13 protein-coding genes, 3 pseudogenes and 1 riboswitch are annotated in these 19263 nt (G+C 56.7%); of the genes and pseudogenes, 12 read left to right on the top strand and 4 right to left on the bottom strand.

Annotation, left to right across the window (positions count from 1 at the left end; all coding sequences use genetic code 11):
• Positions 1-22: 22 nt before the first annotated feature.
• Positions 23-2653 (bottom strand): primosomal protein N', encoded by a 2631-nt coding sequence (gene priA / locus H6F59_RS03615; RefSeq protein WP_190695246.1) that lies wholly within the window; start codon positions 2651-2653, stop codon positions 23-25.
• Between the two features lie 752 nt (positions 2654-3405).
• Here priA and H6F59_RS03610 point away from each other — a divergent pair.
• The 4 genes from H6F59_RS03610 to H6F59_RS03595 all read left to right on the top strand — a co-directional run bounded on the left by H6F59_RS03610 (position 3406) and on the right by H6F59_RS03595 (position 6889).
• Complete coding sequence (locus H6F59_RS03610) at positions 3406-4581, top strand: RNA polymerase sigma factor, RpoD/SigA family (protein ID WP_190695244.1); 1176 nt, start codon at positions 3406-3408, stop codon at positions 4579-4581.
• Between the two features lie 190 nt (positions 4582-4771).
• Positions 4772-5137, top strand: coding sequence for a dihydroneopterin aldolase (gene folB, locus H6F59_RS03605; RefSeq protein ID WP_190695242.1), 366 nt, complete (start codon positions 4772-4774; stop codon positions 5135-5137).
• Between the two features lie 52 nt (positions 5138-5189).
• Positions 5190-6098 (top strand): lipoyl synthase, encoded by a 909-nt coding sequence (gene lipA, locus H6F59_RS03600; RefSeq protein ID WP_190695240.1) that lies wholly within the window; start codon positions 5190-5192, stop codon positions 6096-6098.
• A 29-nt stretch (positions 6099-6127) separates the two neighbouring features.
• Complete coding sequence (locus tag H6F59_RS03595) at positions 6128-6889, top strand: lipoate--protein ligase family protein (RefSeq protein WP_190697112.1); 762 nt, start codon at positions 6128-6130, stop codon at positions 6887-6889.
• Here H6F59_RS03595 and H6F59_RS03590 read toward each other — a convergent pair.
• Positions 6886-7371 (bottom strand): DUF4278 domain-containing protein, encoded by a 486-nt coding sequence (locus H6F59_RS03590; RefSeq protein WP_190695238.1) that lies wholly within the window; start codon positions 7369-7371, stop codon positions 6886-6888. The two genes, H6F59_RS03595 and H6F59_RS03590, sit on opposite strands and share 4 nt — an antisense overlap.
• A gap of 31 nt (positions 7372-7402) precedes the next feature.
• Positions 7403-7496, bottom strand: a riboswitch (Glutamine riboswitch).
• Between the two features lie 282 nt (positions 7497-7778).
• On the opposite strand from H6F59_RS03590, the gene H6F59_RS03585 reads away from it, so the two are divergent.
• Entirely contained in the window at positions 7779-8024 is a 246-nt protein-coding gene (locus H6F59_RS03585; RefSeq protein ID WP_190695237.1) for a hypothetical protein, read from the top strand.
• A gap of 216 nt (positions 8025-8240) precedes the next feature.
• Complete coding sequence (gene hydA / locus H6F59_RS03580; protein WP_190695234.1) at positions 8241-9656, top strand: dihydropyrimidinase; 1416 nt, start codon at positions 8241-8243, stop codon at positions 9654-9656.
• 86 nt (positions 9657-9742) lie between these two features.
• Here hydA and H6F59_RS27540 read toward each other — a convergent pair.
• Both H6F59_RS27540 and H6F59_RS27535 read right to left on the bottom strand, forming a co-directional pair.
• Positions 9743-10906: pseudogene (locus H6F59_RS27540) on the bottom strand (DUF4912 domain-containing protein); the annotation flags it as partial.
• A gap of 840 nt (positions 10907-11746) precedes the next feature.
• Positions 11747-12553 (bottom strand): annotated as a pseudogene (locus tag H6F59_RS27535) (substrate-binding domain-containing protein); the annotation flags it as partial.
• Between the two features lie 576 nt (positions 12554-13129).
• On the opposite strand from H6F59_RS27535, the gene H6F59_RS03570 reads away from it, so the two are divergent.
• From H6F59_RS03570 to H6F59_RS03545, 6 genes and pseudogenes are all read left to right on the top strand, one after another.
• Complete coding sequence (locus H6F59_RS03570; RefSeq protein ID WP_190695231.1) at positions 13130-14557, top strand: folate/biopterin family MFS transporter; 1428 nt, start codon at positions 13130-13132, stop codon at positions 14555-14557.
• A 105-nt stretch (positions 14558-14662) separates the two neighbouring features.
• Positions 14663-16153, top strand: a complete 1491-nt coding sequence (locus tag H6F59_RS03565; RefSeq protein WP_190695228.1) for a carotenoid oxygenase family protein — start codon at positions 14663-14665, stop codon at positions 16151-16153.
• A 35-nt stretch (positions 16154-16188) separates the two neighbouring features.
• Positions 16189-16635: a MarR family winged helix-turn-helix transcriptional regulator gene (locus tag H6F59_RS03560; protein ID WP_190695226.1), complete on the top strand. Its 447-nt coding sequence runs from the start codon at positions 16189-16191 to the stop codon at positions 16633-16635.
• Positions 16636-16784: 149 nt separating this feature from the next.
• The gene (locus tag H6F59_RS03555) at positions 16785-18299 is read left to right on the top strand and encodes an FAD-dependent oxidoreductase (protein ID WP_190695224.1); all 1515 of its coding nucleotides are present in this window, start codon (positions 16785-16787) and stop codon (positions 18297-18299) included.
• A 93-nt stretch (positions 18300-18392) separates the two neighbouring features.
• A complete protein-coding gene (locus H6F59_RS03550; protein WP_190521546.1) occupies positions 18393-18740 on the top strand; it encodes a histidine triad nucleotide-binding protein in 348 nt (115 codons plus the stop codon).
• Between the two features lie 206 nt (positions 18741-18946).
• A pseudogene (locus H6F59_RS03545) lies at positions 18947-19263 on the top strand (photosystem II q(b) protein); the annotation flags it as partial.

Raw genomic sequence — 19263 nt, 5'->3', positions numbered from 1 at the left:
TTAGGATCCTTAAGGTCAAAATTTAGGCCAAGTTTAGCGGATCAACATCAATAGTGAGGCTCACCTGACTGGGGCAATGGCGTTTCAGGTCTTGTAGGTTAGGTAAAGGCTCATTCAGAGGACCTTTAACGACCAGATGCCAACGGTAGCGGCGAGCCACGCGTGGAATTGGTGCTGGCGCTGGCCCCAGCAGTTGATAAGACGACCCGGCCAGCATCTGAGTCACCTGCTGAGCCAAAATATCAGCTGTCTGTTGCACCGCGTCAGGGTCGGTACTACTGAGCCGCAGTAGCACCATCTGCCCGGCAGGCGGGTACTGCAACAACTGTCGTTGCGCCCACTCAGCAACGATAAATCCCTCATAAGCGTGGCGAGTAACCGCTTCTACCACCGGATGATCGGGGGTGTAGGTCTGTAAAAAGACCTGCCCTGGTTGGGTGCCGCGCCCCGCCCGCCCCGCCACCTGAATTAGCATTTGCAGCGCTCGCTCGCTGGCCCAATAATCATTCATATATAGGAGTCCGTCAGCGGCGATGATGCCAACCAAGGTGACCTGGGGCAGATCGATGCCCTTAGTCAGCATTTGGGTGCCCACCAGCAGGTCGGCTCCGCCTTCGGCAAAGCGAGTAAGCAGCGCACGATGAGCCCCTTTGGTGCGGGTAGTGTCGCTGTCGAAGCGAATGCAGCTGAGCTCTGGAAAGGTTTCGGCCAGAGCATTAACTACCCGTTGGGTGCCGCTGCCAAAGTGCTTGAGGTAGGGTGAGCTACAGGCCGGGCAATGTTTAGGATGGTTCTGGCTATAGTTGCAGTAGTGGCAGCGCAGGGTCATGGCGCTGTTTGCCCCTGGCTGGTGGTACGACAGCGACACATCGCAGTGGGGGCACATCATCACATAGCCACAGCTGCGGCACGACACAAAACTGCTGTGCCCTCGCCGATGGATGAACAACAATCCCTGGTTGCCCTCGGCTTTCATGGTGGCCAAAGCGGTTTGTAGCGATCGGCTGAGAATGCTGCGGTTGCCGTCTTGCAGCTCGTCGCGCATATCCACAACGTTTACAGTGGGCAGCGGCTGGGCCTGCACCCGCTCTGGCAGCGAAAGATACGTCCAGGGCAGGGATTCTTTTGGTTGAGAGTTGGCGGCACGCATAGTCTGACTGGATGCTAAGGCAGGGCGCTCTCCAAGCCCGCCAAAGCTGGAGGCAATCGAAGTCTCAACACCTGCCAAGGTTGGAATTTGGCGGTCATCTAGCGTCTTCGTTTGAGATACGGCCATTTCCCGATCTATTAGTATCGCTGCGTCAAACATCTCCTCGCCCAACCCCTGACACTGCACCCAGGTATCGAGAGAGGGCGTAGCGGAACCGAGTACTAGGGGGCAGTTTTCTAACTCAGCTCGCCAGCGGGCGACGGTACGGGCGTGGTAGCAGGGGGGCACGTCTTGCTTATAGCTGCTGTCATGTTCTTCGTCGAGAATGATCAGGCCCAGGTTGGGCAGGGGCATAAAGATGGCAGAACGGGTGCCCACAATCACCAGAGGTTTAGACGGCCTGAGACTCTGCCGCCAGGTGTCGTAGCGCTCGCCATCAGCCAGGTTGCTGTGGTAGACCCATACCTGATCGCCAAAGCGACGGCGAAAGCGATCGGTGAGCTGGGGGGTGAGGCCAATCTCGGGCACCAGCACCAGAGCCGACTGTCCAGCAGCAAGGCGAGGGGCGATCGCTTGCAAATAAACCTCGGTCTTTCCTGACCCCGTTACTCCGTGCAGCAGAAACTGACTTCCCTGCTGACTCTTATTAAGAGGAGCGAGCACCTGAGCCTGGTAGTGAGTGAGGGGCTTGGGCTGGTCGGGCAGCAGCACTGGCCCGGTTTCGGCCCGCAGCTGCTCGCGCGGCTCGATGACTAAACAGCCTATCTGAGCCAATCGCTTCAGGGTAGGGCTGGTGGTTTGGCACAATTGCAGGGCATCGCTGAGCCACAGATCGCCGCCCTGGCGGCGCAGGGTAGCAATGATCTCTTGCTGACGGGCTGTCAAATTGGGGGGTAGGATGTCGCCGCAGACCAGGGTAATTGCCTGGCGGCGCTTGGCTTGGGGCGGCTGGGGCGGTGCTAGGTAAGACTCAGCCCAGCCCGACTGGATAAGCTGTTGCAGGGTTCGATAGCTATGACCGCGTTTTTGTAGATAGGGCCAGGTGTAGTCTCCCGTGGGCGATCGCTGGAGATCTTCCACTAGCTCCTTCAGCCCTGGCGCTAAGGGAAGCTGGGGCAGGCGATCGCGCTGCAACCGCAGCCGTCGCTGAGATTTCGCTAGCAACCCTGGCGGCAGCGCTGTCTTGAGCACCTGCATCAGCGGCACTTGGTAGTAGTGAGCCACTCGCTGCAACAACACCCAGTAGGGCGGGGCGAAAAACCGCTGTTCAACCACGCCCTCTACAGATCTAATCTGGTGGGCCACCAAGTTGGCTGGAGGAGTTAGGGAAAGGGAAAGGGCGATCGCGCCAATGCTTTGATGACGAAAGGGCACCGTTAAGATGTCACCCACCTGCACCTCTAATGAAGCAGGCACTGCGTAAGTATATTCTGCGGGCTGGCCGCCATAGTCCACCAAAACGTTGACCCACTGAGGCTGGGGTCCACTCTCACCAAGGCCCACGTGTTTTACACCACCTACGTTACCTCTGCCAGTGTAAGAGGTTGTTTGACCAGCTGACTGAAGACTGATTGACAACCTTTCCACCGACCAACAACATCTCATTTTGGGGTGTGACCGCACCGCTTGAGGCAACAGTACTGGCAGACGCAATCCACCACTCAAGATTATCAATAGCGTGAGTAGCCTCAGCGCTGAGCGCTGTCTATCCCCAATTCAAGTTGGCATCGATTAGAGTTCCTACAGATCACAATCCTCAGCCAGACTCGAATCAGGTTTAAACACTCAAGCCCGTTAGTTTTCAACAGAATGCAATCTGTGGAAAGTTTTCCACAATCTGTTGAAAACTTTCCACAATCTGTTGAAAACGGAGCCGAACCATATAGAAGAAAAAATATAGATCTCTAAATCGAGAGCAACAGCAATCTGCCTCAACCCTGGATACCTGCCTCTATCCTTAGACGGCAATCAATAGCAAGGCAAAGTGTCCGAGGATAGCAAAAAATCTTTGAGGTTACCCTTAAATTTTCGGTCCATTTTTTGGATTGGCTGTTACACTACGCAAGTTGCCAAAGAAATGTTACATTGCCTGGGAATTCACAAAATAATCCGTATTGTGGACTCACAAAATAAGTCTAAAGATCCAGTTCCGGGATCAAGCGTTTTGTCAGAGGTTGTCATTGGCAGGGCAACCCGAATATACATGCCTTCAATCTGCATGCTTCGACCCGTAGGTATACAGTTTTATTTACCCCATGGCCACTACATATAACTCCGACAGAGACAGTTCTATTGCTTGGGCCGATGAACCCATGGATGGGTTCGACACCGACTTAAATCGGGTGGCAGAAAAGGTGTCTGCCGCTGATAGCCAAATCACCCCAGACCTTACGGCCTGGGACGAAGATCGGGAGGTTCTGGCAAAGTTCTCTCAGTCAGAGGCCATGTCAGAGATGGGGCTGTCGGGCTACAGCAAAACCATTACCGACGATGCCGTTGGGGCTTTCTTTAAGGAAATGGCGCGCTACCCACTGCTAAAGCCGAGCGAAGAAATTGAGCTTGCCCGGCAGGTACGCTTCTTATCTAAGGTCGAAGCCGCCAGTGAAAAACTGCAAAAAGAGTTGGGTCGTAAACCCAACCGACAAGAACTAGTTGAGAAACTAAAGATCAGCGAAGCGGAGTTCACCCAAAAGCTCCACGAAGGTAGAACTGCCAAGCGGAGAATGATTCGCTCTAACCTGCGGTTGGTGGTGTCGATCGCCAAGCGCTATTTAAACCGAGGAGTGCCTTTTCTCGATCTAATTCAAGAAGGAGCGCTGGGATTAAACCGCGCCACCGAAAAATTTGATCCCGACAAGGGCTACAAATTTTCGACCTACGCCTACTGGTGGATTCGCCAGGGCATTACTCGCACCATCGCTAACGATGCCCGCACGATTCGCCTGCCGATCCATATTGTGGAAAAGTTGAACAAGCTGAAGAAAGCTCACCGCGATCTGCGGCGCGATTTGCAGCGTAACCCCAGCGAGCAAGAACTGGCTGATGCCCTCGACGTAACGGTCGATCAACTGAGAAGTTTGCAGCAGGTGCGGCGGCGATCGCTCTCCTTAAACCACCGCGTTGGCAAAGGCGAAGACACCGAATTGATGGAGCTGCTCGAAGACAGCAGCACCCAAACACCGGAGTCTAAAATTAGCGAAAATATGATGCGCCAGGAAATTACCAGCGTGCTGGGCGAGGTGCTGACCGAACGCGAAAAAGATATCATTACGCTGCGCTATGGACTGGCTACTGGCGAAACCCACACCCTTGAAGAGGTGGGCGGCATCTTCAACCTCTCTCGAGAGCGGGTGCGCCAGATTCAAACCAAAGCTATGCGCAAGCTGCGGCGGCCCCAAGTGGCTGCCCGCCTCAAAGGTTGGCTCAAGTAGCTCAACGCCGTTCGGTAAGACACATCTCCAAATCTCCCGCCCCCCTTATTTAGGAGGGCAGTGGTCAACGGTCTCTTTAGAGATCTCCTCTGCCCTTCCTAAATAAGGGGGGTTTTAGTTGGCATGTTGCACCAAATATCTGAGTGGAGCAAAGGCAACGTTCATCTCTCAATCAAAAATCTCGTACTTTATGGATGCCATTCACTTAAGCAATATTCGCGCCTACGGCTACACGGGGGCGCTGCCCGAAGAGAACGTGCTGGGCCAGTGGTTTCAGGCCGACCTCACCCTGTATTTGAATTTGGCTGAGGCTACCCAGAGCGATCGCCTCGCCGACACCCACGACTACCGCACCGTGATCAACGGCACCCAGCAAATCATTCGCGAAGCAAAGTTTGCGCTAATTGAGCGGCTGGCGGGGGCGATCGCTACCCTAGCGCTCGACTCTGATGCGCGTCTGCAACGGGTCATGGTCAAAGTTACCAAGCTCACGCCGCCCATCCCTGACTACACCGGTCAGGTGGCGGTAGAAATCACCCGCGATAGAATCCAGTAAGCGGTAATTTCTAACGTAAACCTGGTGGGCAGTGCCCACCCTACGGTGGCTCATGACTTCTATAACCAATTCACGGCAGCAGCTTAGGGCTGAGCTAGAGCGCATGCCCGACTGGCTGCGTCGCCCTATCGGCAACGCCAGCGATATTTCGGCAGTGCAGCGCATTGTCAAAGAGCGGCAAATTCACACCATTTGCGAGGAGGGCCGCTGCCCCAACCGAGGCGAGTGCTACGCCAATCGCACCGCCACCTTTTTGCTGATGGGGTCGGTGTGCACCCGCGCCTGCTCGTTTTGCCAGGTGGAAAAGGGCCACGCGCCCATGACCCTCGACCCCCACGAACCTGAGAAAGTGGCGGAATCCGTGCGCCTGCTGGGCCTGCGCTATGTGGTGCTGACTGCGGTAGCGCGGGATGATTTACCCGACCACGGGGCTAGCTGGTTCGCCACCGTGATGCACACCATTCGCCAGGAGAATCCGGGGACTGAAATCGAAGTGTTGACGCCAGACTTTTGGGGCGGCACCTCACGGGATGCGGGGCAGACCGATCGCGTTCAGACCGTAGTGGCTGCCAAGCCCGCCTGCTACAATCACAATCTCGAAACTGTGCGGCGACTGCAAGACCCAGTGCGGCGCGGGGCTAAGTACGATCGCTCCCTCCGCGTTCTATCCCTAGTTAAAGCGTTCGACCCCAGCATGCCGACTAAGTCGGGACTGATGGTGGGCCACGGCGAAACCGAGGCAGAACTGATTGAGGCGATGCAAGATTTGCGCGAGGTGGGGTGCGATCGCATCACTATCGGCCAATACATGCGCCCCTCCCTCGATCATCGCCCGGTCGATCGCTACTGGACTCCTGAAGAGTTCACCCAGTTAGGAGAAATTGCCCAAGAACTCGGATTCGAGCACGTGCGCTCTGGACCGTTGGTGCGCAGCTCTTATCACGCTGGGGAAGCGCCTTGAGTCAGGTGACTTGGCGGCTGATTCCACTGATGGATGCTCCTGGCGCAGTGCAGATGGCGATCGATGCCTGGCTGCTCGATCAGCATCAGCACCAGGGGCATCCGCCCACTCTGCGGTTCTACACCTGGAATCCGGCAGCGATTTCCCTAGGAGCGAGCCAGAGGCGACAAATGCCTGACCATTGGCAAAGTCTTGTCTGGCAAGGGCAGCCGGTAGCGCTGGTGCAGCGCCCGACCGGCGGACGCGGAGTGCTGCACCAAGGCGATTTGACCTATGGCTTAGTGACTTCTCACATTGCTGGAAGCCGCGACCAAGCCTATAGATTTCTCTGCCAGTTCTTAATCGCGGGCTGGGCAAAGCTGGGGGTATCCCTCAAGTTTGGGCAGCCCAGTAGAGAGTACAGTCGTTCACACAACTGCTTTGCCTTGGCCACTAGTGCCGATTTGGTCGATGCTCAAGGCATCAAGGTGATCGGCAGCGCCCAGCTGCGGCGCGGTTCCTGCCTACTTCAGCATGGCTCGATGGGACTGATGACCGATGCCGAGCTGTGGCAGCAGGTGTTTCAAACGCCAGCACGGCCAGCGAATCAGGCCGAGCTCGCCGTGCGACAGGGGTTGACCATCTCCAAAATTATTGAATCGCTCACCCAGGCGGCCGAGGATTGCTTTAATTGCCAGCTCATTGCCCAACCTCTAACCCAACAAGAGTGGGTAGAGATCTACGCCCTGGCACAAAAAAATGGCCCGGAGTGCCAGAGCACCGGGCCATCTGCCGTATCGTTTCGAAGCTAGCTCATGGCGGCTGAGCCGCGATCGTAACCGGAGAAATCGTGGGGCATTTTGCCTTGAATGTGGCTTTCGTAGTGAGCCGCGTCTTCTACAGAGATGCCGACCTCGGCCGCTAGGCGCACCATCATCCCCTGTTCGCGGCGACGGCTGCGCTGGTGACGGCGAATAAACAGGTTACGGGCTAGATCAGAGATATTAACAGGCGTGGCTTCAGATTCCACCGCAGGGGCAACGAGGCTAGCGGCAACCGCTGGCAGCTCTGCGGCTATGACCACCGGGGCAATCGCTGCCACCGGAGCAGCAATACCCGTGCGATGGGATACACCACGCCAGGTCAAATCGGCAGCGGGCTGAGCAGGCAGTTCGGCCAAAGCCTCAAATGCCACTGGAGCACCTCGATAGTTGCCGGTGTCGATGGTTTCGCCCACTTTGGGCGCGGGCTGAGATGGAGCGTCGTAGCTGTGGCCGCGATAGGTGAGTTTCATAATGTCGCCTCCTAGAAGCGATGCGTAGTGAGGCGCGTTCCTTCGGGAGTGTCCCTACTTCCGTCTCCCATCTGGGGTGCCTGAGGGGGAATGCACCCAGTAAACGTCAAGGGGAGATGAACGATTATCTTGATATTTGTATAATACGCTACTGTTTTTTGAAAATATCAGCTTTTGACAATTCTACATGGAGAGCATATGCATCGCTCTGGCAAGCGATTCCGGAACAGATACTCGTTCCGAGTCGGTTCCCGTTTCTTGATGCCACAGGCTTTACGCTCCGCGAATCGCCCATGAAAGTTATTCATACCTACCATGACAGAAAGCTTTTGTAATTTTAGATACAGAAATCTATTCTCAGGTTGTGGGTGAAAAACCCTCGACGCAACACTAAAGGAGATCTACCTATGAATAGCAGCTATTGGCCGATTCACAATGGCAACACCACTGGCCTGGTTGCCCAACTCGGTATCCTCTGGCAAAACCTGCTGGCTCACCTCGAAGCCACCACTGAACCCCGCGTGTGGAAAGCCAGCGATACCTCTGGCCAAATCCTATGGAATGCTTACGACCCCATTACCCAGATGGCGATCGACCACGCTTCTGCCGACGAGCTGCGCACCTGGCTCGAAGAGTTGCACTATCGCAACTAGGGATCTGGGGTTTATGGTGCAAGGTGCAAGATATAAGGTTCACGGTGGCTCGTCATACCTAAACCCTAAACCTGGAACCTTCCTCCCCCTACAACTGCACATTTATTTAATGGGCAAACATTAGGTCACTCACTATAGTCATAGCAACATTGCGCTTCCCCTGAGGGAATGGGCAATTGGGCCACTTGGCCAGCCGTTTCGCTGCAAAGGCTTGCTATGACATCGGTATTGATTCAGGGTGGTCGCATTGTCACAGCGGTAGACGACTACCAGGGTGACATCCTCATTCAAGATGGCCGCATTGAGGCCATTGGCCGCCAGCTCTCAGTAGAGAATGCTGAATGTCACAATGCCGCCGGTTTGCTAGTCCTACCCGGCGGCATTGACGCCCATGTGCACATGGAAACCCCCATGGGTAACGATGTCTACACCTGCGACACCTTTGAAACGGGGACGCGATCGGCTGCCTTTGGTGGCACCACCACCATCATCGACTTCGCTCAGCAGTTCCATAACGACAGCCCCAAGGCGGCTTTAGATAGACGCTTGGCGGCAGCCGAACCCCAGTGCTGCGTTGACTACGCCTTTCACGTTATTCTCACCGACATCAACCCTGGCTCTTTAGCAGAGCTCCCCGACCTGATCAACCAGGATGGGGTGTCTAGCTTCAAGCTCTACATGGCCTACCCCGGCGTGCTGATGGTTGACGACGCCGATATCTTTAGAACCATGCGCCGCACGGGCGATCACGGCGGCATGGTCAACCTCCATGCTGAGAATGGGGTGGTGATTCAAGCGCTGATTGAAGAGGCGCTAGAGCAGGGCAACACTTCGCCCAAATACCATCAGCTCACCCGCCCCAGCCTAATGGAAGGGGAAGCCGCCCACCGGGTGATTCGCATTGCAGAGCTGGCGGAGGTGCCGGTGTATATTGTGCACCTGTCGGCAAAGGAAGCCTTGGAGGCAGTAGTGGAAGCGCGCGATCGCGGCATTCATGCCTTTGCCGAAACCTGTCCTCACTACCTCTTTCTCGATGAGTCGGAGTACGACGCTCCCGGCTTTGAGGCGGCAAAATACGTGATGACTCCACCCTTAAGGAATCACGACTGCCAACATGCCCTGTGGCGGGGGCTCCAATTCGATGACCTTCAGCTGGTGGCCACCGACCACTGCCCTTTCTGCATGAACGAGAACCCCCTCGGGATTCTCAAGTCAAAGCAGTTCGGTCGGGATAATTTCAACCGCATCCCCAACGGTGCCCCTGGGGTAGAACTGCGCCTGACACTACTCTACGACGGTGGAGTCAGAGCCGGACGCATCAACCTCAACCGCTTTGTGCAGCTCACCGCCACCGCCCCGGCCAAAATGTTTGGCCTATTTCCCCAGAAGGGCACGATCGCCGTCGGCAGCGACGCCGACTTGGTGCTGTTTGACCCCAACGAAACCCACACCCTCAGCGCCAGCACCCACCACTCCCTGGTAGATTACTCGCTGTTTGAGGGACGCGAAGTGACGGGCAAAGTCAAAAAGGTCTTTCTGCGCGGCCAGTGCATTGTCGATGGGAATGAGTGGCTGGGGCGATCGGGCATGGGTCAATACCTTCCCCGCAGCGCATCAGGGAGAGTGCTTTAAGGGGTGCAAGGTTCAGGGTCCAGGGTCTAAGGGGCAGCCCTAGACCCTAGGCCCCTCCCCACGTCAGCCCTCTATTCACCCCAAAACTATAAATTCGGCCACTCTTCCTGGGCTTCGTCCTTAGTATTGGTGCGTCGCTCAGGGGTCTGGCGCTCAAAGGTCATGTGAATGTTGCGGCTCTGCTCGCTATCGGCCGCCACTGCCATAATCGGGTATTCAACGGTGCCATCCTGGAAGGAGATTTGGAACCGGAAGGTGCCTTCTTCGCTGAGCTGAATGGGGTTGCCTGCCACGGTTACGGTGGCATCGGGTTCCGTGGCACCGTAGACAATCAGTTCAGCATCGGCCACTAGCCAAAACTTGCGGGGCCGGATGGGTGGCGCCGAGGCCGAGAAGCCCACCCCAGACATGGTCAGACCCGCAATCCCTGACATGGTGAGACTACCAATGCCCGACATTGTCAGGCCAGGAAATTCTGCCATTTGCCCCGGGAAGCCAGAGAGGGTGAAGCCTGACATCCCAGACATCGTCGGACCAGGCCCCATTGCCGCCGCGCCCAACCCCGCCCCGGACGGGAAGATGTAAGAGCTAATGGGCGGTGCCATAGACCCAGCCACATGCTGCATCGAGCCAAACAAAGAGCCATCCACACGCAGAGCTTCCCCACCCTGGGCCAAAGAATAGAGCTGGGCATGCAGCGCACCGGCATCAGCCCTCTCAACGCGAGGATCGACCAGCGTCATGATGGTCTTGCCGCGCAGATTTTCGTCCCAGATGACGGTGAGGAAATGTTCTTCCGTCCAGTCGGAGGGATAAACGGGGGGCACGCGAATGGTGTTAGATCGGGCCAGCACCAGCCAGTGGCCATCGCCCGTCAGGTAGCCAATCTCGACTTGGTAGTCGCGATCGCTCACCGGAATCTGCATGTACCACTCGCGGGCCAGTTCGTCGCAGCCCACCTGTTGCAGACTGTGGGGAGCCTGGCTATCCAAATTGATGCCGGTGACATCATACAACCGCAGGGCCAAATGTTCGCCCCCCTGACGGCGCAGCTCTTCTTTACGAGAATTGGGTGTATCCCAGTAGGCGTAGGCCCACTGCGGATCACGGGGCATTAGCACAATGCGGCTTTCGCCATAGCCGTCGGGCAAGGGTGGCAGACCGTCATCAATAGTAGACAGATCTATATCGCCTTCAGCGGGTCGACCGATCACGTTATATTTGCTGGCCTCAACGGCAGACTGATCTTCAGTACTGGCCAAAGATGCTGCGGCCCCGGCAGCCAAACCTGCGAGCCCCAGCGTCACGGGGACAGCAGCAGGTACGACCGGTTCAGGCTCTGGGGGGGCTACTGCCGGTCCGGGGGCAGCGGGCACTTCATCTACAACGACAATTTCAGGCTCAGGTACAGGCGGCTCGACCGGAGCAGGTTCGGGAAGATCAACAACCGGCGCGGGCGCTTCTGACGCAGCGGCCCCAGCAGCCAAGGCTGCGAGCCCCAGCGTCACGGGGACAGCAGCGGGCATAGCCGGTTCAGGCTCCGGGGGGATTACTGCCGGTTCGGGAGCAGCGGGCACTTCATCTACAACGACAATTTCAGGCTCAGGTACAGGTGGCACGATCGGAGCAGGTTCAGGAAGATCGACAACCGGCGCGGGCCCCTCTGGCATAGCAGCGGCTACAGGCTCATCTACTACGACAGGCGGCACTACAACCGGGTCAACCGGGGAAGCAGCAACGGCAGGATCGATTGGGGTGGGAAGGGGATGTTCGGCAGTAGGAGGAGCATCCACAGGGATGCCAGGGCCTGGTGTTAACCCGCGTCTACTGCGACCGATCGCCCAGGCTAACCCACCCAGAGCCGCTAAAGGCAGCAGCAGCCACCACCAGGGAAATCCAGCGTTGTTGTCGGCTACCGGGGCCGCTTCGGCTGGGGCCTCGGCAGCGGTGTCTGTCTCACCAGCGGCAGGAGCCGCCGCTGGGGTTTCTTCGGCAGCGGGGGAGCCTGGGGCAGTTACCCCTGCCGCCACCTCTCCCACCTCAGCAACCTGAGCCGCAGCTAGGGCCGATTGCCCGGTGGAGGAGGTGGCGTAGCCCAAAAAGGCAGCTACTGCTGGGCTAGGTTCACCTTTATAGACAAAGTAGCGGGGTTGCGAATAGGGATAGCGGGGGTCATCGGGCAGGGTCTGGTGCATGGGCACGATTTTGACCGCCGGCTGATCGGTGACGTGGGGGGCGATCGCATAGCTAATGCCGTCATCGTTCAACGCCTGAATCACTGCTGCCGTGTCATCTTCAGCCACAGTGTCGGTAGTAGGGCCAGCCTCAAACGAAGCGCCGCTAAAGACGTCGTACTGGCTGAGCGAACGTCGCGTATCGCTGTCTTCGGGGCGATCGACAAAGCGAATTGGACCAGGCTCTCCACCGACTTCAGCCCAGTCGGTAATGTCGCCGCGAAACATGCCAGCAAACTGCTCAAAGGTCAGGTTGCCGTCGAAGGGGTTGTCGGCACCAATAATAATGGCAATTTTGGCTCGATCTAGGGCGACCGTATTTAAGTCTTGCGCCTGCTCTTCCTCCGTCAGGGGACGCCCGATCGCTGCTAGGTCAGTATCACCGTCAATCAACGCCGCGATCGCCCCATCGCTGTTGGTCACTTCCACGCCCACTTCACTACCGTCGTAGGCCGCCTCAAACTCCTGCTTGAGGGCATCGGCAGCAAAGCCCAAATTGGGGGAACTCTGAATCGAGAGGGTAGTGCCCGAGGGCACAGTTCCAGGCAGCGAAAAGGCCGGGCTCTGGGCCACCTGGGCCAGGGCAAAATTCCTCAGCTCTAGGTGAGCGGCTGGGCTCAGGGCAAACAGTGCGGCAACGAGAAGCTTGACTGAATACTGCATCGTTTGACGGGGGAGGCAAAGAACGGGAGGCTAGGCAAATATACCAAGTCCATAGGTACAACGGACGTATGCTATCTCGCAAACCCGTTGACTACCCCAGATTTGGTGCGTACCCGAGAATTACGCTCAACTATTGCAGCATTCGCTAGGGGAGTCAATGGTCAAAGGCTAAGGGCAGTTGAGGGCAAATATCGGCTCTAAATCCCTGAATATTGAGAAAAATGCGCCATCTCATCAGACTGAAAATGGGGACGAAGCAGCAACGTCACACTCTCCTCGATAGCGGAGGCAGGTCAAGCCTCATCCCTAGCGATTGCCGCCAAACCAACCCTACGAAAATTTTTCTACAGCCTCGCCCGTGCCGTCTACATTTCTCAACGAAGAAGTTCATGGCGAACGCTGAGTCAGGCACATCGGCCTCTGCACAGGCCTCTACATAGAGATTCTGCCCCCAGCACCAGGGTACTCTGGCACGGTCACCGACCTACCCACCCTCAGCCAGCGGGTTATCATGGGAAAACCATTGACATTTCTTAACAAATTTCAGCACGATTATTTAGCAAGACTGATTTATTCATGACGGCTTCTTCCCCCACTTCTAGCGGCATCAAAGGTTTTGTGGAGCAGCGCCTTCTGCTTGGCCAGCCCCTAACCTCAGAACTGGCCGCCATTTTGCTGGTGTACTTCGTACAGGGCATCTTGGGCCTAGCGCGGCTAGCGGTGAGCTTTTTTCTCAAAGATGACCTAGGCCTCACCCCTGCCGAGGTAGCTGCCCTCAGCGGTATCGCCACCTTGCCTTGGACGATCAAGCCCGTGTTTGGCCTGCTGTCGGATGGACTACCGATTTTTGGTTACCGACGGCGGCCCTACCTCATCCTTTCTGGGCTGTTGGGTGCGGGAGCTTGGCTAGCGCTGGCGACGGTGGTGCAGACGGGATGGGCTGCGATCGCAGCCATCACCCTCAGCTCCCTCTCCGTTGCCGTTAGCGACGTAATTGTGGATTCCCTTGTGGTAGAACGGGCCCGGGGCGAATCCCTCGGCAACGCCGGCACGCTGCAATCCCTTGCCTGGGGCACCTCGGCGGTAGGGGGAGTTCTCACCGCTTACCTGGGCGGCGCGCTGCTTCAGCACATCAGCACCCGCGCCGTCTTTGGCATCACCGCCACCTTTCCGCTGATTGTGTCATTGGTGGCGGTGCTCATCATTGAGGATCCGGTAGATTCTCCCAGCTGGGCGGTGGTGGGCAACCAGGTCAAACAGCTCTGGCAGGCCGTTCGCCAGCGGGCGATCTGGATGCCCGCACTGTTCTTATTCCTGTGGCAGGCCACCCCCACTGCCGACGCCGCCTTCTTTTTCTTCACGACTAACGATTTAGGCTTTCAGCCCGAGTTTTTGGGCCGGGTGCGGTTGGTTACCAGTCTGGCCGCCCTCCTTGGCATCTGGGTCTTTCAGCGGTTTTTGCGCACAGTGCCCTTTCGCACCATTTTTGCCTGGTCTACAGTGCTCTCTAGCCTGCTCGGCATGAGCATGCTGCTGCTGGTCACCCACGCCAACCGCAACCTGGGCATTGGCGATGAGTGGTTTAGCCTCGGCGACAGTTTAGTGCTCACCGTGATGGGCGAAATTGCCTTCATGCCGGTGTTAGTGCTCTCGGCGCGGCTCTGCCCCCCCGGCGTAGAGGCCACCCTGTTTGCGCTGCTGATGTCGGTGGTCAACCTAGCTGGGCTACTCTCCCACGAGCTGGGCGCGGTGCTGACCCACTGGCTTAGCGTCACCGAGACCAACTTCGACAACCTGTGGGAACTGGTGCTGATCACCAATCTCACCACGTTGCTGCCCCTGCCCCTGCTGTTTTTGCTGCCCAACACCTCTTCTCAGGGAGTGAGCGATCGCAGTGAAGAACATGCCGAAAGTCTCCCCCCGGCAGATACGCCCATGGGTTCAACAAGTTTATTCTCAACCCATGTAACTGAACACCCAGTAACCGTGGGCGATCGAGAGTGACCGATCGAGGTTTCGCATCGCTTCGCGGATGCACCCCACGGTTTTCGCTCTATCTCCCTTACCTCCTTGTCTTCCCCATCTCCCTTACTCCTCAACTACCCCACTATGACTGCGACCCAACCCCGTCCCACCGCCGCCACCTTCTCCCTCGAAGACTGGGGCGGTGGTTATCGCTCCCAACCCCATGAATACAGCTACTGGATTGACGATATTGAGGGCACCATCCCTGCCGATCTAGAGGGCACTCTGTTTCGCAACGGCCCTGGCCTGCTCGAGGTCAACGGCCACCGCGTCAAGCACCCCTTCGACGGCGACGGCATGATCAGCAGCATTGCCATGCAGAATGGACGGGCCTACTTTCGCAACCGCTTTGTACGTACAGAAGGCTATGTAGCCGAGCAGCAGGCCCAGAAACCGCTTTACAGAGGCGTCTTTGGCACCCAGAAGCCCGGCGGTCCCTTGGCCAATGCCTTTGACCTGAAGCTCAAAAACATCGCCAACACCAACATTGTCTACTGGGCCGACAAGCTGCTGGCCCTGTGGGAAGCCGCCGAACCCTATAGATTAGATCCCTCCACCCTCGACACCCTGGGGTTGGACTATCTAAATGGCCTGATTGCCCCCGGTGGTTCCTTCACGGCCCATCCTAAAGTTGACCCTGGCCACCACGGTGACCAGCGGCTGGTGGGTTTCTCGGTTAAAACTGGCCTCTCCAGCACCATTACTCTTTACGAACTCGATACTGAGGGCAATGCCCTTAGTCAGTACAGCCACAGCATTCCTGGCTTCGCCTTCATCCACGATTTTGCCATTACCCCCAACTATGCCATCTTCTTCCAAAACCCGGTGAGCTTTGGGCCAGTGCCCTTCTTGCTCGGGTTCAAAGGGGCGGCAGAATGCATTAGCTTCAACCCCAAGCAGCCCACCAAGATTCTGCTGGTGCCCCGCAATGGCGACCCCATGCAGGTGATTGAGACTGACCCCTGCTTCGTGTTTCACCACGCCAACGCCTTTGAACAAGACGGCCAGGTGATTATCGACTCCGTTTGCTACGAAAATTTCCCGTCCCTAGACGGCAGCGACTACCTTGAGGTTGACTTTGACCATGTTCCGGCTGGGCAGCTCTGGCGCTTTACGGTGGATATAGCGGCAGGTACCACCCAGGTCGATACGCTGGTTTCTCGCTGTGTGGAATTTCCCACCCTGCACCCCGACGTTCTGGGTCGACCCTACCGACATCTATTTATAGGGACAGCCCATGGGTCTGAGGGCAACGCGCCGCTGCAAGCCCTGCTCAAGCTCGACACCCACACGGGTGAAACTCAGCTATGGAGCGCTGCCCCACGCGGGTTTATGGGCGAGCCGCTGTTTGTGCCCCGTCCGCAGAGTCAAGAGGAGGATGATGGCTGGGTGCTGGTGCTGATGTATAACGCCGATCGCGGCTGCTCTGACCTGGTGATTTTAGATGGGCGCGACATTACCGCTGACCCTGTGGCCCGGCTCAAGCTGCCCCATCATGTGCCCTACGGCCTGCATGGCAACTTTGTGCCTCAATACTTTGGCCCAGACCGCAGCTTAGAGGAAGCTCAAGGTTAGAATTAATCTAACTAGAACTGTACGAGTTGCTGCCGATGGCCTCTGCTTCACCTGCTAAAGCTGCACAAGAGCCATTTATTGCAGTGATACGGGAGCTGGCACGGGCCTACCAGGCCTTTTCGGCCTACTCTGACGCCCATGTGCGGCAGTTTGATCTGACCCCCGCCCAGTTTGATGTCATCGCCACCCTAGGTAACACCCAGGGCATGACCATGGGTGACATTGGTGAAAAAACGCTGATCACCAAGGGCACTCTGACCGGGGTAGTCGATCGCTTAGTGCAGAAGCAGCTAGTGCAGCGATCGACTCCCGCAGATAATCGACGCAGCGTCATTGTGCAGCTGACGCCTGAGGGAAACCAGGTCTTTGAGGACGTGTTTCCAGCCCATATTGCTCACCTCAAAGAGCGCTTTGACCATCTAGATGCGGCCAATCTGGAGCAGTTGCGGGTGCTACTAGGGCAGCTGCGGCAAGCGTTTTAGCGGTGGGAACCGTCATACGCTCTTGGTCACTTTGGCCAAAGGAGAGAATCGTCTATTGAAAGGCGCAGTCCGATCCTTGCCTTAGGAGTGAGGGGGGCAACAGCGAAGTTTAGGAAGATTAGTGATCTCCCCAATCCTGGTTTTCTGCTATGACTCGCACCGGCAGGCATGTTTCTTACTGGATTGATTCGACATTGCCTTCTACCTACCCAGCCCTGAGTCAGGATGTGACGGTAGATGTGGCGATAGTGGGTGCTGGGCTAGCGGGGGTGATGACTGCCAAGCTGCTTAAGCAAGCCGGAAAGACCGTGGCATTGATTGAGGCCGATCGCATTGGACAAGGCACCTCGGGCCACACCACCGCTAAAGTATCTGCCCTACAACAGCTGATCTATGCAGATTTAATTGACCAGCACGGCAGCGAGAAAGCACGGCTCTACGCAGAGTCGAACCAGGCTGCGATCGCCCACCTATCCGAGTTAATCGCCGCCGAAAACATTGACTGCGACTTTGAACGCAAAGCCAACTACACCTTCGCTACCGATCAGGCTGGGCTCGAACAGATCAAAGATGAATTAGAAGCGGCCCAGAGCGTGGGTCTCTCCGCTACCTTTATCGAGAGCGTAGACCTGCCTCTGTCGGTCACAGGAGCGATCATGCTGCCCGATCAGGCGCAGTTTCATCCGCGCAAGTTTATGTTGGCGATCGCAGCTACCCTACCCGGTAACGGCAGCCACGTCTTTGAGCAAACCCGAGTAGACACCGTTAAAGACGATGGCCCTGGCCGAGTGAGCACCCAAAATGGGCCTACGGTCATCGCTCAAGACGTGGTGGTTGCCACCAACCCGTCCATTCTGGATATTGGGCTTTTCTTTGCCAAGAGCTATCCCCAGCGGTCTTATCTGGTTGGGGGGCACATCGACGCCAGCCGCGCTCCCCAGGGCATGTACATTGGTGTCGGCGAAGGCTACCGCTCTATTCGCACTACCCCTACCGACGATGGCGGGCTACTGCTGCTGGTCGGCGGTGAGGGCCATAAAGTCGGTCAAGACGACGCCACCGACGAACGTTACCAGCGTTTAGAAGACTTTCTGCGCAACCACTTTGGGGTCGAACCCGCCTATCGCTGGTCGAGCCAAGACTATAAATCCTTCGACAAGCTGCCCTACATCGGCAAGCTCACCTTGGCCCACCAGCATACCTACGTCGCCACCGGGTTTAGCCTCTGGGGCATGACCAAGTCAGTGCTCGCAGGTATAGTGCTAGCGGACAGCATTTTGGGCCATAGACACCCCTGGGCAGACCTATACGACGCTACTCGCCCGACGCCCTTGGTCACCAAGACCTCAGTTCAGCAAAATTTGGATGTCGGGTCGCACTGGATGGGCGATCGCTTCAAAGGCCTGTTTGATTCCACTGATAGCGTCAACCATGGAGAAGGCAAACTTGTCACCCACAAAGGAGCCAAAGTCGCCGCCTACCGAGATGACAACGATCAGCTGCACACCGTTTCTGCTGTGTGCCCCCACCTGGGCTGCATCGTCGCATGGAATCAGGCCGAGAAAAGCTGGGATTGCCCCTGCCACGGCTCCCGCTTTAGCTACGACGGTAAGATTCTCCACAGCCCCACTGTCAAACCGCTAGCGCAGAAAGTTTGTAATTAATCGGCGCGACGCCCCTGCAACCCTGCTGAGACGACGCCCCACCACTCCCAGGCCCGTGCGACAATAGCGGCGTCTTTTAGCCCAGCTTTTCCCATGAGTGGCGACACTATCTTTGGCAAAATCATCCGCAAAGAGATTCCGGCCAATATTGTCTATGAGGATGATCTCTGCCTAGCCTTTACTGACATCACGCCCCAAGCTCCTACCCACATTTTGGTCATCCCCAAAAAGCCCATCCCCAAGTTGTCGGATGCAACCTCTGAGGATAAAGAACTGTTGGGACATTTATTGCTAACCATTAAGCAGGTGGCCGACCAAGCAGGTTTGACTGAGAACGGCTATCGGGTGGTGATCAACACCGGCGACGACGGCGGACAAACTGTTTTCCATTTGCACTTGCACCTGCTTGGCGGACGTAGCTTAGATTGGCCACCGGGCTAAGCCATTTACTTTTGTGCAACGAAATAAACTTTCTTTTCTCAGCGTTTTCTGTAGAAAAGAGAAACTTTACACTGCATAGAAGTGAGTCACTATGCCAGGTCTAGTGTGGGGCCTTAGCTTCCCACAGATATTTTTTACTTCTGGGCTTGGATCTCTAGTGGCGCATTCATCATCCATTTTTCGTTGTTATTCACTGGACTCTTACTATGACTACTTCTCTTCGCGCCCGCGATAATGCGGGAGCTTGGGAGCAGTTTTGTCAGTGGATTACCAGCACCGAGAATCGCCTGTATGTAGGCTGGTTCGGCGTGTTGATGATCCCTACACTGCTCACCGCCACCATCTGCTTTGTGATCGCCTTTATCGCCGCTCCTGCGGTCGATATTGACGGCATCCGTGAGCCTGTTGCCGGTTCTCTGATGTACGGCAACAACATCATCTCCGGTGCCGTTGTGCCCTCGTCAAACGCCATCGGCCTGCACTTCTACCCCATCTGGGAAGCCGCTTCCCTCGATGAGTGGCT

Source organism: Nodosilinea sp. FACHB-141, assembly GCF_014696135.1.
GTDB lineage: Bacteria > Cyanobacteriota > Cyanobacteriia > Phormidesmidales > Phormidesmidaceae > Nodosilinea.
The sequence above is the reverse complement of the archived record's forward strand: the minus strand, read 5'-3'. Positions and strand labels throughout refer to the sequence as shown.

Bases quoted from the DNA above. Each gene is read 5' to 3' on its own strand.
- H6F59_RS03585 (WP_190695237.1), top strand. From the start codon at position 7,779: ATGAATAGCAGCTATTGGCCGATTCACAATGGCAACACCACTGGCCTG.
- H6F59_RS03555 (WP_190695224.1), top strand. From the start codon at position 16,785: ATGACTCGCACCGGCAGGCATGTTTCTTACTGGATTGATTCGACATTG.
- H6F59_RS03590 (WP_190695238.1), bottom strand. From the start codon at position 7,371: ATGAAACTCACCTATCGCGGCCACAGCTACGACGCTCCATCTCAGCCC.
- H6F59_RS03570 (WP_190695231.1), top strand. From the start codon at position 13,130: ATGACGGCTTCTTCCCCCACTTCTAGCGGCATCAAAGGTTTTGTGGAG.
- H6F59_RS03595 (WP_190697112.1), top strand. From the start codon at position 6,128: ATGGATGCTCCTGGCGCAGTGCAGATGGCGATCGATGCCTGGCTGCTC.
- H6F59_RS03565 (WP_190695228.1), top strand. From the start codon at position 14,663: ATGACTGCGACCCAACCCCGTCCCACCGCCGCCACCTTCTCCCTCGAA.
- lipA (WP_190695240.1), top strand. From the start codon at position 5,190: ATGACTTCTATAACCAATTCACGGCAGCAGCTTAGGGCTGAGCTAGAG.
- H6F59_RS03550 (WP_190521546.1), top strand. From the start codon at position 18,393: ATGAGTGGCGACACTATCTTTGGCAAAATCATCCGCAAAGAGATTCCG.
- folB (WP_190695242.1), top strand. From the start codon at position 4,772: ATGGATGCCATTCACTTAAGCAATATTCGCGCCTACGGCTACACGGGG.
- H6F59_RS03560 (WP_190695226.1), top strand. From the start codon at position 16,189: ATGGCCTCTGCTTCACCTGCTAAAGCTGCACAAGAGCCATTTATTGCA.
- hydA (WP_190695234.1), top strand. From the start codon at position 8,241: ATGACATCGGTATTGATTCAGGGTGGTCGCATTGTCACAGCGGTAGAC.
- H6F59_RS03610 (WP_190695244.1), top strand. From the start codon at position 3,406: ATGGCCACTACATATAACTCCGACAGAGACAGTTCTATTGCTTGGGCC.